This window comes from Methanosphaera sp. BMS, assembly GCF_003268005.1.
Lineage (GTDB): Archaea > Methanobacteriota > Methanobacteria > Methanobacteriales > Methanobacteriaceae > Methanosphaera.
On sequence record NZ_CP014213.1, the window covers coordinates 251,251 to 267,530 of the forward strand.

The following is a 16,280-nucleotide window of genomic DNA, read 5'->3' on the forward strand; positions in this document are numbered from 1 at the left end:
AGTGATTTTTCGGACAATTGTCCTACTTAGCAGGGGTGGTTACCACATCCTGCCGGAGTCCTTATTTAATCATGAATTAAAACATGTACTTCTAAAGAAGTAGAAGGATGTTATCATCCCTCTTTAACTTATAAAACTGCTATAATCAAAGCCCTGTTTTTCAGTATAACCTATAAAATAATTGTATATTGCCCATAGAATTGTTGTCAATATCATTACTAATAGGATATAGATCATTCCTATTTTTAATGCCAGAGTTATCGGAGCTTGCCATTCTAATGAAGATGGAATAAGAATATATGTTAATTCAGATAGTATCCATCCTAGAATTGTTATAGGTAAGATTAAAGCTCCAGATATACTTAAATATTTTGTTAAAGAATACAATGCAATTTTTGCTATTTCAATTTTGTATAGCTGTGATTTGTTGAAATTGCAGTTGTTCAATGTCATATCTTTTTCATTGAGAATATTTGACCTGGTCTTATAGTAATTGTCTTTGTAATCGCTATCAACAGGTGCAAAATTGTCTATAAACTCACAATCGGATAGATGTAATTTATTAACATTAAAGATTGTGCCACATATTTTCTGTGCACTGTTGTCTTTAAATAATGTATTCCTGATATCTGTAACGCCCTTATTGCTAATGCATCCGGCAATGTTTCTGGAATGATTGCCTGTAAATTCACAGTCTTCAATGTTTAGGGTGGCATTAGGCAGAACCTCTATTGCACCACCACCTTGTTTTACTTCATTAAATTTCCCATAGAAACATCCATTCTTGAATTTAATGTTTCGAAAAGTGACATTTTTACCAATAATCTGGAAGAATCTGGAAAGCTTCTTTGCATTAATCACATGATTTTGTCCATCTATGGTTAAATTATCTCTATTTATGATAATACCCTCTTTAAACTGATTTTTTTCATTATAATTCAGGACTATATCACAATCGAGAGTAATGACATTTGAATCACTATCGTTTATTAAATCTTCCAGATAATTAAAGTTTTTGGAAGAATTTGATGTATCATTTTTGTTTTTGACAGTGGCATTTTCAGTGGAGTCTATGAAGTTTTTCATACTCTCATCGTCAATTAATACCATGAAATTGTTATGAATAGCCTTATAATTCTTATTGAATCTTATATTGGATAGATTCAAAATTCCATTTACATTATCAACAAAAATATTATCTGAAGAATTATCAATTATCGTATCATTAATGTTGACAAATGAGCGATTTTCAATAAATACATCAGAATTCTTTGCAGAATCATTTTTTATAATGCATTCTTGAATATTTGCTGAAAAATCACCTATAGAATCAAAGTATATGATATTTCCCTTTTCATCGGCTAAGTTATCTTTGAAACTACAATTTGAAAATGTATTGCTATGATTTGACCAAAGAACTCCTCCATTCATACCTGATTGATTAGCGATAAACTCACAGTTAATACAATTTAGATAAGGATCATAGTCGACATTTTCAATAGTGTTCTCATAATAAATATAACCGGATAATGCACCACCATATATTTTGGAACTATTTTTTATGAATTTACAATCGTTTATCTTAATATCCGAATAACCATAACTGATAGCTCCACCATGTTCTGAAAAATTTTCCTCAATTATGCTGTTGCTAATAGTTAAGCTCCCATAACTGCTAATTGCTCCTCCATGGGAAGACTCATTGTTGGTTTTATTTTTCAATAGGCTGCTATTTATTATTTTTAGTGTTCCATTCCAATTACTGATGGATCCACCCTCAGATTGAGCAGTATTATCTAATAATCTACTGTCTGATATTTCAACAGTACCTTCTTCATTGTGGATAGCACCTCCGGAAGCAATTTCCGCATGGAGGATTCCCTTTTTACTTTCTGCAGTGTTATTTTGAAGTGTAACATCATTTAATATTAATTTACCGGTGTTGAATATGCATCCACCATTTTCGGTTGAATAACCGTTTTGAAGAGTTATATTTTCAATCGTCACGTTTTGAGCATTGACTTTAAATATTCGAGTTAGTTTTTGGGCATCAATGGTGTGTCCGTTACCATTTAATGTGAAATTATCCTCGGTTATTTCTATTCCTTCAGGAAAGATTTTCTTTTCTTCTTCCTCCATGATTATGTCATAATCTAATTTGATGGATTTCGTTTTTCCATTAATCAGCTGGTTTAGGTTCTTGAAATTTCCAGTACATGTTTTATTCATTTAAATACCTCCACTGCAGGTTTTTTATACTTTAATTAAGTAATTATTCTTATTTAATGCTTTTAATTTAATGATAATGGTGTTTAAGGATAAAATCCTAAAACATCCATATCCATCTGTTATCTAATAGTATGTTTTTTTCAATCAAACATGTCCATATATCTGTTTTCAAATCCGTGATTTTCCATATACTTATTTGTGAAGCGTCCTATTATAGCTAAAATTAATGATATTGCCATCGCAAATACGAAAACAATAATAAACAACATTATTATTTTCATAATGTATTCATTTGTGATAGTAGAAGGTAATACAAGGGATAGTAGTAATAGGATAGGAAAACCAATAGAAAATCCAAATATTGAAAATGCAAGTGGAATCATGAGGATTTTTAAAGATTTTACTATTCCTGTTCTAAGAAGTTCTATAAAGAAATACTTCGTATTCTTGAATTCGCATCTGTTAATCGTTATTTTTGATTTATTGACGATATTTCCTCTACTTTTTAAGTAATAATCATTTGAAGATGAATCGCTTGGTGCAAAGTTGTTTTCAAAAATGCAATCCTTCAAATTCAATATGTTGGAGTTGAATATGCTGCCACAGATTCTTTGAGCATAATTGTTTTTGAATATTGAATTATGGACGTTCATAATTCCTTTATTGTTAATACATCCTGCAAGATTATTTGAATCATTTTCAATAAATATACAATCATTAATAGTTACTGAAGCTGTTGGTAATGTATATATTGCTCCCCCACCTTCAGTGGTTTCATTAACTTTACTTTTAAAGTAGCATCCGTTTTTGAATTGAATATTTTTAAGCGTAATGTTTGTTCCATCAATCTTGAATATTCTGGATAATTTATTTGCATCAATGATGTGATTTTGTCCGTCTATGACTAAATTATTTCCATGTAATTCTATTCCCTCAGGATACTGGAATTTTTCACTTTCATGCATGTGGATATCACAGTCCAGAGTGACTATTTCGGAGTCACCATTTATTAAATCTTCCATATGTCTAAACCCATTATCGGGGTTGGAACTTTCATTTTTGTTTCTGATTACAGCGTTTTGAGTGGATTTTACATGGTTTGCAGTAACTTCATCGTCAAGCCATATGGTGCCGTTGTTCAAGATGGATTGCTTATCGTTTTCGAATGATATGTTGGATAGGTTTACTGTTCCATTTTGATTATCAATCACGTAATTATCAGAGATATTTCTGATATCCGTATCTTTGATGTTAAGTAATGAAGGATTTTTTATGTAAATATCACTATTTTCAGCAGATGAATTATCTATAAATGAATCATCTATATTTAATGGTATGTCCATTGGAGGTTCAAAATAGATAATGTTTCCCTCTTCTTCAGCAATGTTGTCCTTGAAGTTGCATCCAATGAAATTGATATTGTCATTGGTATATATTGCCCCATATTTATTTGAATGGTTATTGACAATATCACAGTCGACACAGGTATTGGACAGTATGTTATCGCTTTTTTTAGGCATGTAATTATCAGTTACGAGATTATTGATTGCAGCACCATTTTCTTGTGAGAAATTATCTTTGAATGAACATTTTTTCACATCTATTGTTGAATTTTCAGAATATATGGCTCCTCCATTTTTAGCAGAGTTGTTTTCCAATACAGAATCCCTAACTTTAACGATTCCCCCACTGATATTGTAAACTGATCCTCCAATGTCTTTGGCATTGTTGGAGGATAAGTGACAATTCTCTAAGGTAATAGAACAATTATTACTAATTGATCCACCGACTTTTCCGCTATTGTTGTTTAATATGGAATCTTTCACTGTCAATATCCCCGTGTTTCCAATTGCACCTCCGGATTCGGCGGTATTCTTTTCAAAAACACTGTCTGTAATTTCCATCTCTGCTTTGTGTTCGTTGTGAAGGGCTCCGGATATGCTTGCACTATTTTCCATAAATTTGCAATGGGCAATGCTTATTTTCTTTTGATTGTAGATGCTTCCGCCATTGAGTTCTGCATTATTTTTTTGCAGTAAAACATTAACTAATGTTAATTCACCATTGTTATTTATAGAACCACCATATTTCTCAGTAAATCCATTTTTTAAGGTAACGTTTGTGATTTTTACGTTTTCTCCGGTGATTTTAAATATCTGCGTCATCCCTTTAGCATCAATGGTGAACCCATTACCGTCTAATGTGAAGTCATTAACATCTATCCCTATTCCTTCCAGATATTCTTCTGCTTCAGCTTCTTCCAACACTACATTTCCATCAAGTGTCATTGTATTTTTCCCGCTATGAATCATATGGTCAATATCTGTGAAATTGTACTTCTTTGATTGATTTGTATTTGTAAGATCCTCTGATGGATTATTATTTAAGTTCACAGCATTACATGATGTTTTTCTTTCATTTTTAGTATTATTTGATTGAAATATTTTTTTGTTATTATTTGATTTCATGAAATCACAACCTTTAACACTAATTTTCATATTCGGTGTCGTATCATTGACTTACCGAATATTACTATTTTTTTTAGAAATTCAGAAAATTGATTTTCTTGGTACTATTTTTAGTCAATATCTTTTAATAAGCTATGAAAGAATTTTCTTTAGTCAGTATCAGTAATGGTCCGTAAAAAAAATATTTTTTAAAGAGTTTTAAATTCTTTTTTAACTAAATAATTATCGGTTAATTCCTTATTGATTGACAATAAAAATTTATTATTATTAATAATGATAAATTCTCCGTTAAATTTTCCATCTCTAAATTAAACAATGAGTAATAAGGAGAAAATTTTTTTTAAATTTACCCAAACCTTTATATACTAGTTTGGTTAAACAATTAATTCCAAAAGATGTGTGGAAATTATTCTGTCAAAAAATACTATATTTTAATAAACAAAAAATAATTTCTCAAATCTTTTAAAAAAAAATAAAATGGAGTGTCTAATTTGAAAAAAGATGAAAAAATCCTCATAATCACATTAGTATTCTTGGTAGCTGCTGTGTTAATCATAACAAAGATGCCGGGAGAAGGTAATGGAAATAGTTACATAAGCAAATTAGTAAATTACATCCGTAATACTCCATCTAAGACAGACCTTAGCATAGCTAGGACAATCATTCACGAAAAACCTCGAATCTCGATATAATTTGATAGTTTCATAAATTCACAATTTAACAGTAACAATCTCAAACAATCTCAACAACAATTCAATCAAATATTTACAAAGATTTTCTAAAACTTACCAAAAAAAGCATAAATTTACCAGTAACATCCAATACTTGCAAGTTTCTTAATCAAAAAATTATCGGATTGTTAAATTTAAAGTATAATAATGATTAATAATAAGTATTTAAAAACTTGAAATGATATGATTAAATTTTAGAACCATTTATGGAGGTATAAATATGCCAAAAGATTTAGGAAAAAATGAAAACGCACCTGATGACTTTAGAAGGTTAACGGATGAGGAATTTAATGAAATGATGGGTATGTTAAAGGCGTTGGCTGGTGAAACCAGATATCTTATACTTGAAGTACTTGCTAAAAATCTTAGGGATAATGCACGTAGATATCGTTCATTTAACTACTATGCCCTGACGGTAGATGAAATAAATACCCAATTAAATAAGGGATATTCAATTGCAACTATACAGGATCATTTAAATCAATTAATGACGGTAGGACTGATTGGTAGAGTCTGCGAAGGAAATAATAGGAGTTATGCCTATTATTTTAATATGTTTGCAATTGACTGCTTACTATTTGAAAAGCAGATATTTTTAGAAGAAATGCAGAGCTTCATGGTTTTGAGTGATAAAATCCACGAAAAAATGACGAAGTGGGATTGTGTTATAACTGTCTTTACAGGTATGGATAAAGGTGAAATGTTAACACTCAACAAAGATGAAACCGGATATATAGGAAAAAATGCCGCTTATAATCCGGATAAATATGGTTCAGAATCATTACTGCTTTCATCAACTTATAAATCAGTTACCGAACGACATATACCTCATCTGGAAGTATATTATAAGAATGATGAATGGTTTATGGTTGATAGATCAGAACATGGGACTTTCATATTCAATATGGAAGTAGAAAAGAACACTCCTGTAAAACTACCAAACAACACCTTTATTCAATTATCTAGAGGACCTACATCCGCAGTGTTATATGTCAGTTACAATTAACCTTTTTTTTATTATTTTTTTTACTAATTTTTTTTCATACTATTTCTAATCTATTAAATTAGGAAGGATTTGATCATTTATTGGATTGATTATTCAAACGACATTTTTCTTTAAAAATAAAAAAGAAAAATAAGAAAGTATGCTCTCTAATTAAAATAGAAGAGGCAATGAAAAATTTATTTAAACTATAATCTTCCATATATTGATAATTACTCTATTTTTAACGCGTATTTAACGATGTAAGTAGGTACTTGCACTCGAAAAACTATATATTCTTTCTAAACTAATAGTATAAGTAGGTGAGAAGAAGTATCCCACTAATAAAAAAAAATAAAAATAAAAAAGTATATGAATAGAAGAGATGATAAAAATGAAAAAATTAAATCTAAAAAATATATTGATTATGGCATTAGCCTTAATGGCAGTAACCTGCACAGTAGCAGCAGTAAGTGCTGATGACGTAAGTGCCGCTACAAACACTGTTCAAAGCGGAACATTAACCCTAAATGATATACAATTCAAAATACCAAACGGATTCACAGCAGTCGAAAGCGATCAAGACAACTCAGAAGCTGGTGATGCAGAACACATGGATGGAACACAAGTAGACACCGAAGTATCACAAGATTACATAAGTACAAATGGTGAAAAACTTGATATACAAGTAGGAAGCAGAGCAAACTCCAAAATAGATACATTAAACCTTCCAAATGCACAGAAAAAAACCATTGCAGGAAAAGATGGATTCTTCTGGACAGAAATGGATGATGGTAAAACAGAATATAAATTCGAATACCTACAGGACGGTAAAATAGTTAAAATAGTAACCAACAATGAAGATGTGATAAACCAAGTATTAGCATAAACACAAAAAAGTAAAAAAACAACACCCATGATATTAATGATTAAACTCCATTAAATGTGCATAAGTTAATAAAAAACTTATTAACTCCTTACTTCCTTTTTTTTAACAAGTAAATTCTTATTATAATCAAAAAAAATTATCTGATTTATAATTGTCTTATAAAATTCAAATCTTTCATTTAACTATGACCTAAATTTTATCTGCCAGATAATGGATTGATATTCTATATATGTAAGTTTATTGTCAACTCAGTTTAGTGGACAAATATAATTACTTTCAAATATTTTGCATACATCATCATTTTCGATAAAAAAATAAATGATTAAATTAAAATCATATTAAGTATCCACTTGAATATTTAATATCTTATTTAACTCATTATACCTTTTACGAATAGTGGCCTCACTTATATCCGCTATATCAGCGACATCATGCTGGCTCTTACGTTCACCGAGAAGATGACTGGCTATATATACTGCGGCTGCAGCTACACCTGTAGGATTACTACCGCTTATTAAACCATTTTCCCTGGCTTCAATGATTAAGTTTATTGCCTTGGCTTGAACTTCACCTGAGAGATTCATTTTGCTGGCAAATTTTGGAACATAATCCATTGGAGTGAAAATCGGAAGTTTTATGCCTAACTCCCTTGCAATGAATTTGTATGTTTTATTTATTTCTGGTTTGGTTAAACTTGAAACGCCGGCTATTTCATTAAGGGTTATTAATATTTTCCATCTTCTGCATGCTACAAATAATGAAGCGGCAACTACCCCTTCTATACTTCTTCCTCTAATCAGATCTTTTGCCTTGGCATTCCGATATATTACTGACGCTGATTCACGAATTGATCTTGGAAGCTCCAGTCGTGAAGACTCACGATCCATTTCACCGAGAGCGAATGCAAGGTTTCTTTCAGTAGCTCCACTGATTCTACTTTTACGCTGCCATTTTCTTAGCCTGTACCATTGTGCCCTGTTTTCTGTTGGAATTTCTCTTCCATAGCTGTCCTTGTTACGCCAGTCAATCATGGTGGACAATCCTTTATCGTGTATGGTGTAGGTAATTGGGGCACCTACTCTTGTAAGTTTGTCCCTCTGTTCGTGGTCATATGCTCTCCATTCAGGACCCATATCAACAATGTTGTCATCTAGTACTATTCCACATGCACCACACACAATTTCGCCATGTTCGGAATCATTTATCAAATGTGTGGATCCACATTCAGGACATTTGCTTTCCTTTTTCTCCATCTCCACAACGTCTTTTTTCATCTGTAGTTTTGTATTAATACCTCTTTCTTTTTCCAGTTCTGCTTCCAGTTTTCCGGAATCGGTATTGTCTATTTTGATTATTTCCTCAATGTCTAACTCGTTGTTTAACATAAAGTCTTGGTCCATGTCTTCATCCATCATGATATCTCTACTGTTTATTGTTGCTGTCATGAAATCACTCCTGTCATCGGTTGTATAGTCATTGTCATAGTTTATGGCATTTTTGATTTGGTTAGTAGTTTTGTAATCTTGTTCAGTGTCAAAGTTTCTTATTTCTCTTTTTTCCATAAATATCCTCTCCTACATAATATAATATCATTTTTTTTACCAACTGCATTGTTGTTTTTGTTAACTACAACTAATCCAACTTGTGGATTTTCATTTGAAGTACTATGTTTTAATTAGTACTTGTAATATGGCTGATATAGCCAATCATTTAAATTTGGTGTTTTTATTTTTCATGATTTTTTTTAAAATTTTTTTTTTAATTTTTAAACTATATCGAAGATATAATATATTTTTTAAGTAATATGAGATCATGTTTTTATTTATAAAATTTTTATATTTAAATAAATTGTAATTAATTGGATTTAAGAGTTTATTAATGGAGTTCATGTATTGATGATATTTTAATTGGGTGTTTAGTGGTAGTCTTCTATTTATTTTAATTATCATCTTTTATTTTCTGTTTTCATGAATAAAAATTGTATTTTGACTGTATATAGTTTAGTATTTAGTTATATATATACTTTTCGATAATTTTGAACAAGATTATTTGAATTTTTTTAATTATTTATTGATTTTTTTAAAGTATCTTCTTAAGTATAATCTACTGTGAAATTTCATTTCCATATGGTAATTTAACCTTGATTATATAAATAGGTTTTAAAGAAACTTCTTTAATGAAATAGGAGTTATGGATCTTTTTCGCACACAAAATAATGTAATGTATTCAATACTCCGTACACAGTTTAACTATAAAAATACTATTGTTGGAGTTGTAAAGTAAATTATATGTCCATAATTTAATAATTAAAAAATAAAATTATGGAGGTAGTATTTCTCTGTGATTAGTATGCAAATTAATCATCTGTTGTTATTTCTATATGATTAATGTGCGTAGTTAATTAAAGTAAAAATATCCATATATCTTCTATTGGTGAATATATATCTGCATAGTTGACAGTTTTGTATCCTGCATAATTATGCTTCCCTTCTTGTTATAAATTGTTCTCATGGGGTTTTCTTCTGTAATGTCTTCTTCATTTACAACTTCAATATCTGTCAAGGAGGTTATTCCTTTAATATTGTATATTGATTCACCCAAATAATCAGCATCATTGCATTTAAATACGGAGTTATTGACGTTAACGTGTCCTGAGTTAATTATAATTCCTCCTTTTCGATATGCCCTGTTGAAGCCAAACATGCTTTCATTGATATCTGTTTGTCCTGAATTGTATATTACTCCTCCATTAGGTTCTGCTATATTGTAATTGAATTTAGATTTGTTAACAACTATCATTCCACGGTTAGTTATTGTTCCACCACGGCCTCTTGTCTCATTTTTTTCTATTCTTGAGTCTGTGAGGGTGATGATTCCATTTTTCTGATTCTGTATTGCCCCTCCGGTAAAATTTGCTCTATTGGAAATGATGTCTATGTCATTGAGGTTTACTATTCCAGTTCCCTGATTGCTGATTGCTCCGCCTCGACCAGAAGTGATATTTTTTTCCAATATTGACTTTTCAACGTTCAATATTCCCCAATTCATTATTCCGCCACAACTATGACTTCCCGTATTTTGACATATAATACTGTCTTCAATAGCTAATTTAACATTACTCAAGTCAATATCCTCTTCAATATACTTTATATCATTTAATACTGAGCTTTTATGGGTGCGTCCTCCATTATGAATTGCACCTGCATCTTTCCAGGATATATTATCCTCTATAAGTGTACTTTTAACTGTTAATTCTCCCCAATTAAAGATTGCACCACCATCAGTTTGTGAATTGTTGTTTGTGAATTCGCTGTCTTCGATATCAATTTTTCCGCCAATATCATTGTATATTGCTCCACCATCCACATCTGCCATATTGTCCGTAAATGTACTGTTGTAGATTTTTATAGAACCCACATTCGCTATTGCCGCCCCACTATCCTCTGAATAACCATTCATAAAGGTCATGTTTTTGATTATGATTTCAGATCCGGTTACCTTGAATATTCTCGTCATGCCTTGAGCATCTATGCTATAACCATTTCCATCTATTACAATGGCATTTTTATCAAGTACTATTCCTTCAGAAAACCTCTCTTTTTCAACTTCTTCTAAAATGATATCATGTTCCAGTCGTATTTCTTTATTTTTTTGAATTAGCTGATTAAGGAATGTGAAATTATAAACATTATTTTCATTCATATTGCAAACCCTCACTTGAGTATCATATAAACTAGTTAATAGCTTATATTCTATTATGATATTATGATTAACAATATTCTTAAATATATTAAAGATTTTAATTTACTATAGTTATATATACATTTGATATGGGCATATGGGAGTATAATACTTTAAGTAAATGTTGTCATTTCATGTATTGTCTTCATAGGTATGAGTTATTTTCTGTCTTAGCATTTAATCAGAATATGTATAGCTGCTTGTCATTATCCTTAAATAGTATATTTTCAATATTAATATTGAATATAATATAGTTTTATAATGTTTAAAGATGTAACTTATTTTTTTGTTGTGGATATAATTGTATCTAGATGAATTCTACTTGTTCATATCATTTTGCCATATCCTTTGATGTTGTCATGAAAATAATGGTATATGGTTTGGCACAGTTTTCATCATCAAAGAAGAAAATGTGTTTATCAGGAATATGGTATTGTTTATACCATTATTCTTGATTGTTGTAGATTGCTTTGACAGTTGCACATTAATTGAACTTATCATGACGAGCTTCCATGCATTCCGGTGTTTCATCTAAACATAACATTAATTCGATGATTAATGAATCAAGAAGTACCAGTGTTGATATCTCAAAAGCAGTACCCATAACTATTAGGTTATCCTCATCAAATGAAAGTTCGTCCAGTCGTGTCTTTTCATCTTCGGAGCGTTTGATATCATTTAACTCATCAATGACTATGCTTTTGTCTGAGCGTTCATAAAGATTGTTATCTCTACATCCACACACCGCAAGTAGTCGCGTGTTGAACTCATCTTTAGTATCAACAAGTCTTTTAATCGAATTTCTTGTTCCGGATTTGGTTATGGCAATAACAACATCATCCTTTTTCAAAGCATTAACAATGCTTTCACCGATTACGCATACTTCAAAACCAAGGTGCATCAATCGCATAGCGAATGATTTGGCCACAAAGCCACTTCTACCTGTGCCAAATAGGAATACACGACTGTTCTTTTCTTTTGCATCCAGGAGTATGTCTCTGAATTCACATATCTCATCTTCCTGATTTTTAACGATAAGGTTTAAATTGCTGATGTTTCTTTCAATCTCTTTTAATGATAAATCCATAATATTCAAACAATTTTTGGACATAATTATTCCTCTTGTAAAGTAGTTTTCAAATTTTTCTTATGAATAAAAATTTTTTTTCTTGATATAATATTGGGACATGACTTTTTATATATGCTTTAAAGCAAGAAATTTATCTATTTGGAATCCCTCAATTATTCAAGTCATATTTTGTATTATCATTTGCTCATATAATAATGGATTTTATCAAAAAGGTTTTATTATGGGGTTTAATCTGGATTGAACTTTCTTTTAGGTATGTGTTTATCTATTTAAAAGTATTTAAAGAAAAAAAATAAAAATAGGGGTTTAATTATTATCTTTTAATTATGGCCACTCCGATAATGGCTATTAATGCTGTAGCTGCTATGGCTATTGGTATGGTGTTTGACTGATTTTTATTATGTTGTTTGCTATCTTGATTTGAGGTATCTGCATTTGCTTTGTCGTTTGTGGTTTTGTCATCACTTACATTGTTTTCATCGGTATTATTGTTATTGTTATTGCTTAGTTTCACTTTTTTGTCAATGTCCTTTTTTGTTATGTTTATTGCAGATATTACATGATTGTTAATTATTTTTCGAGTATTGGTATTTGATTTTATATTCCTGTTTTTATCATTGTCATTAACGTTGTCCTGATTATCGACAAACTGATTGTCACTTATTATTTCATTGGGGTTACTGCTTGAATCTGTATTTGGATTGATTGATTCTGAATCATTAAAGTCATCATCCGTAGTATTCACATCAGAAATATCTGATTCATTATCGGTAATTGTGGTATCGTTGGTGTTTGTGTTGTTTGTAGTGGTGTCTGTTGTATTTTGGTTATCTGGTAAAGTATCTGTGTTGTTTGTGTTTTCTGTTGTATTTGTATTGTTGGTTTGATTGCCATAATTTGTAGTGTTATTTACGTCTGTAATGTTTGATTCATTATCGGTAATTGTGGTATCGTTGGTGTTTGTGTTGTTTGTAGTGGTGTCTGTTATATTTTGGTTATCTGGTAAAATATTTGTGTTGTTTGTGTTTTCTGTTGTATTTGTAGTGTTGGTTTGATTGGTATAATCAGTGGTATCGTTTACGTCTGTAATGTTTGATTCACTGTCAGTTACATTGTCGGTGTCATTATCAGTTGCATTGCTTTCATCAGTAGTGTTACTGTCGGATATGTTTTCGTCTTCCTGATTGTCCAATTCACTTACAGTAAATGATGTTGTCATGGAATAATGTTTGATATATGGATTTCTATCATATGTTACAGTTAAATTGTATATACCTACATTCGGTGTGCATTCATAGCTAAAGAATCCATTTTCATCCGTATGTTCTATTGAAAATACATAATTGGATATATTTATGTTTACTTCATCATTAATTGCGTTATTATTGGTGTCTGTCAAGTGACCTGTTATGAAAACACTTTCACCAACGCTTATGTTTTTTATCTCGTCAAGTGTTATCACAGCTGATCTTGGATTGTATTGAACGTAATTTGTCTGATTATTTATCAATATTTCATCTATTTCTCCTTGAGAATCTATTATGAATGTATTTGAGTCTATACTGATACTTCCATTAATATCATCGGTAGAATAATCTGCTATTGTCTGATTAAATATGTACTCTCCGGGATAATCATATTCCAATACATCCGTAATATTCATGATTGTATTGTTTGACAATGTCATGGAAGCTCCATTATAGATTAACTTATCATACCTGTTATATCCGATGATGTTATTTTCAAGAGTTAAATTTGGTATACGTAGTATTTTGCCGCTTTCACCATCATAGATATAATTGGAGTATATGAGATAATCAGTACAGTTATTATCTTCAATTGTACAATCAATTATTGTCAGATTTTCATCATTATATGTAATGTAACCGGTATTATCCTTAAATATACAACCTTTAACTGTCATGTTTCCCATATTGTTAATGGAATTCATGCTGGATGCAGTGTTGTTTGAGAAGTTACAGTTTTCAACCAATGAATTGGCCGAACCACTTACTCCACTGTTATATAGGGCATAATTATTTTCAAAGCTGTTGTTTACACATATCACGTCTCCGGTATCGGAGTGTAACAGATAACCACATTGCTTATTGTTTGTAAATCTTGAATTGGTCACAGTTAATGAGCCTTCACTATAAACTACACCAAAAATGGATAATGTATCATTGAATAATGTGTTGTCTATATTTAAATCTCCATGGTTATATATGGCTGAACCGCTATGTGCAATGGTCTTTGTAAATACAGAGCCATTAACGTTAAGTGTCTTATAGTTGTGTATGTTTCCATGGTTGGTGTTTATCGCATAGAATAATTCATTTGTGCGATTGTAATTTTCATCAGTATACTCGCTAATGCCATTATCGATTAGTGTCTTGGTGATGTTGTCATATAAGGCCGTACTTTTTACCGTAACATTGTTTAAGTTTAAAGTTACATAATTTTCAATATGCTTATTTAACTCCAATGTCACGTTATTTAAAGTAACTTCAACTGCATTTGAAAATTTAAGATTATTAACGGTTAATTTATTATTGTTTCCATTTATAACCAAGTTTAAATATTCATTATTAATATCCTTATCAATTGTAACATCATCTTCCAAATCAATGCTGTGACTTTGATTTGATTGGATACTGTTTAGGTTTGATATAACATTATGCAGTTTATCACTCGTATCGACGCTATGGCTTTGAGTAACGGCTGAATCAGTATTGCCCGTATCCACGTCTACTTCTTGAATATCATCGGGATTAGTATCAATAACATTATCCGATGTATCGTCTGCAGCACTAACGCATGTTACTGAAATCATGAGCAACAATATTAATAAGATGTACTTTTTCATCGAATTTTCACCTCCATTACTATTAATAGAAAAAAAACATGAATAAATGTTTGTAGGATATGTTTTATATTTTTTACTAAATAACTTTTAATTAATTATCATAGACTTGAATCATGAAGATTTGCTTATTATTAATCTAAAAAGCGAAGGTATCCTATCCATTGATTATTAGATAAATTTGAAATATGATTTCCCATTACTAGAATCTTTTTTTTTAGAAAAAATATGATGGAGTATATATACTCTGAAAACTTTGAAATTTAACAGTATAATAAACAATCTCATACAAACAACTAATTTAGAGGTGAATATTATGATAAAGCCACAAGTTATTTTGCTATGATAAATAGTATAAACGGAACAAAAAATATCAGATATGTATAATTATCGTTTAGTTTTTCAAAATTTGAAGATTCAACAAAATAAAATAATTTTAAACCACTATGGGGGAATAATAAAGAAATGATTGCTAGCAGTCCTACAATATCACAGGATGACTTTAAAATTATTACAGATAAGATTTCTGCCTTAAACAATTATAACCGATGGAAAATATTGGAGATACTAAGAATGAATGAGAAAAACAGAGTTGATCAATTTAACAAGATCAAATATTATGCAATGAGTACAAATCAAATCAGGGACAAACTTGAAGAGAAAAAAATCTTCATAACAACACAAATGATTGGAAGACATTTGAAAGATTTGAGAGAAGCCGGCCTGGTTGATCGCATCAGGGTAAAACATTGTAAAGGGGATGCAAATTCACAATCACCGTGTTATGTATATTACATAACAACAGATGCATTCACTGATTTGTTGTTATTGGTAAATTTCTTTAGGGAGGATATAAACACTCTGGTTGATTTATATAAGTATACTAAAGAGTCAAAAATGCATAATGACTGTGTCATGACAGTATTTAATGGACAAGACAAGGGAAAAACGCTCGATATCAGTAAGGATGAGACTGCCTATATCGGTAGGATATCAGCTAACGGGCCCGATGACTGTTATTCTCCTGCATTGATTTTATCCAACAGTTACACTAAGGTATCAAGTATTATGGATCCTCATTTGAAGGTATATCATCAAAAAGGTAAATGGTACATCCTTGATGAATCCAGTGAAAATGAAACATACTGTTCCAATGAAAAATTACAGAAGGGTGTAGCCCGACAGCTTCCTAACAATTCAATTATTAAGTTATCCAAAGGAAAAGGATGTGCATTAATTTATTTCAACTATAATTAATCATTATCCTTTTTTTATTTTATTAATCAT

The 16,280-nt window shown here is 30.5% G+C and carries 11 protein-coding genes; 4 read left to right on the forward strand and 7 right to left on the reverse strand.

From position 1 onward, the window contains the following. Window positions 1–123: 123 nt before the first annotated feature. Both AW729_RS00840 and AW729_RS00845 read right to left on the reverse strand, forming a co-directional pair. A complete protein-coding gene (locus AW729_RS00840) occupies window positions 124–2,229 on the reverse strand; it encodes a hypothetical protein (protein WP_112123294.1) in 2,106 nt (701 codons plus the stop codon). 140 nt (window positions 2,230–2,369) lie between these two features. After that, window positions 2,370–4,697: a hypothetical protein gene (locus tag AW729_RS00845; RefSeq protein WP_162685701.1), complete on the reverse strand. Its 2,328-nt coding sequence runs from the start codon at window positions 4,695–4,697 to the stop codon at window positions 2,370–2,372. Between the two features lie 491 nt (window positions 4,698–5,188). On the opposite strand from AW729_RS00845, the gene AW729_RS00850 reads away from it, so the two are divergent. From AW729_RS00850 to AW729_RS00860, 3 genes are all read left to right on the forward strand, one after another. After that, on the forward strand, window positions 5,189–5,389 hold the full coding sequence (locus AW729_RS00850; RefSeq protein ID WP_112123296.1) for a hypothetical protein: 201 nt from the start codon (window positions 5,189–5,191) through the stop codon (window positions 5,387–5,389). A 259-nt stretch (window positions 5,390–5,648) separates the two neighbouring features. Continuing rightward, on the forward strand, window positions 5,649–6,434 hold the full coding sequence (locus tag AW729_RS00855; RefSeq protein WP_112123297.1) for an FHA domain-containing protein: 786 nt from the start codon (window positions 5,649–5,651) through the stop codon (window positions 6,432–6,434). 370 nt (window positions 6,435–6,804) lie between these two features. After that, window positions 6,805–7,299 (forward strand): hypothetical protein, encoded by a 495-nt coding sequence (locus AW729_RS00860; RefSeq protein ID WP_112123298.1) that lies wholly within the window; start codon window positions 6,805–6,807, stop codon window positions 7,297–7,299. Between the two features lie 338 nt (window positions 7,300–7,637). On the opposite strand, the gene AW729_RS00865 is transcribed toward AW729_RS00860, so the two are convergent. From AW729_RS00865 to AW729_RS00880, 5 genes are all read right to left on the reverse strand, one after another. After that, complete coding sequence (locus tag AW729_RS00865) at window positions 7,638–8,573, reverse strand: transcription initiation factor IIB (RefSeq protein ID WP_112125208.1); 936 nt, start codon at window positions 8,571–8,573, stop codon at window positions 7,638–7,640. Window positions 8,574–9,726: 1,153 nt separating this feature from the next. After that, entirely contained in the window at window positions 9,727–11,001 is a 1,275-nt protein-coding gene (locus tag AW729_RS00870; RefSeq protein ID WP_112123299.1) for a hypothetical protein, read from the reverse strand. A gap of 396 nt (window positions 11,002–11,397) precedes the next feature. Continuing rightward, complete coding sequence (locus AW729_RS11105) at window positions 11,398–11,541, reverse strand: hypothetical protein (RefSeq protein ID WP_162685702.1); 144 nt, start codon at window positions 11,539–11,541, stop codon at window positions 11,398–11,400. Continuing rightward, window positions 11,525–12,151, reverse strand: coding sequence for an SIS domain-containing protein (locus AW729_RS00875; protein ID WP_112123300.1), 627 nt, complete (start codon window positions 12,149–12,151; stop codon window positions 11,525–11,527). Before AW729_RS00875 ends, AW729_RS11105 begins: the two co-directional genes overlap by 17 nt. A 292-nt stretch (window positions 12,152–12,443) precedes the next feature. Further along, a complete protein-coding gene (locus AW729_RS00880) occupies window positions 12,444–14,996 on the reverse strand; it encodes a right-handed parallel beta-helix repeat-containing protein (protein ID WP_112123301.1) in 2,553 nt (850 codons plus the stop codon). A 462-nt stretch (window positions 14,997–15,458) separates the two neighbouring features. On the opposite strand from AW729_RS00880, the gene AW729_RS00885 reads away from it, so the two are divergent. Then, on the forward strand, window positions 15,459–16,250 hold the full coding sequence (locus AW729_RS00885; RefSeq protein WP_112123302.1) for an FHA domain-containing protein: 792 nt from the start codon (window positions 15,459–15,461) through the stop codon (window positions 16,248–16,250). Window positions 16,251–16,280 lie beyond the last annotated feature (30 nt).

Bases quoted from the DNA above. Each gene is read 5' to 3' on its own strand.
- AW729_RS00840 (WP_112123294.1), bottom strand. From the start codon at position 2,229: ATGAATAAAACATGTACTGGAAATTTCAAGAACCTAAACCAGCTGATT.
- AW729_RS00845 (WP_162685701.1), bottom strand. From the start codon at position 4,697: ATGAAATCAAATAATAACAAAAAAATATTTCAATCAAATAATACTAAA.
- AW729_RS00855 (WP_112123297.1), top strand. From the start codon at position 5,649: ATGCCAAAAGATTTAGGAAAAAATGAAAACGCACCTGATGACTTTAGA.
- AW729_RS00860 (WP_112123298.1), top strand. From the start codon at position 6,805: ATGAAAAAATTAAATCTAAAAAATATATTGATTATGGCATTAGCCTTA.
- AW729_RS00865 (WP_112125208.1), bottom strand. From the start codon at position 8,573: ATGAAAAAAGACGTTGTGGAGATGGAGAAAAAGGAAAGCAAATGTCCT.
- AW729_RS00870 (WP_112123299.1), bottom strand. From the start codon at position 11,001: ATGAATGAAAATAATGTTTATAATTTCACATTCCTTAATCAGCTAATT.
- AW729_RS11105 (WP_162685702.1), bottom strand. From the start codon at position 11,541: ATGATAAGTTCAATTAATGTGCAACTGTCAAAGCAATCTACAACAATC.
- AW729_RS00875 (WP_112123300.1), bottom strand. From the start codon at position 12,151: ATGTCCAAAAATTGTTTGAATATTATGGATTTATCATTAAAAGAGATT.
- AW729_RS00880 (WP_112123301.1), bottom strand. From the start codon at position 14,996: ATGAAAAAGTACATCTTATTAATATTGTTGCTCATGATTTCAGTAACA.
- AW729_RS00885 (WP_112123302.1), top strand. From the start codon at position 15,459: ATGATTGCTAGCAGTCCTACAATATCACAGGATGACTTTAAAATTATT.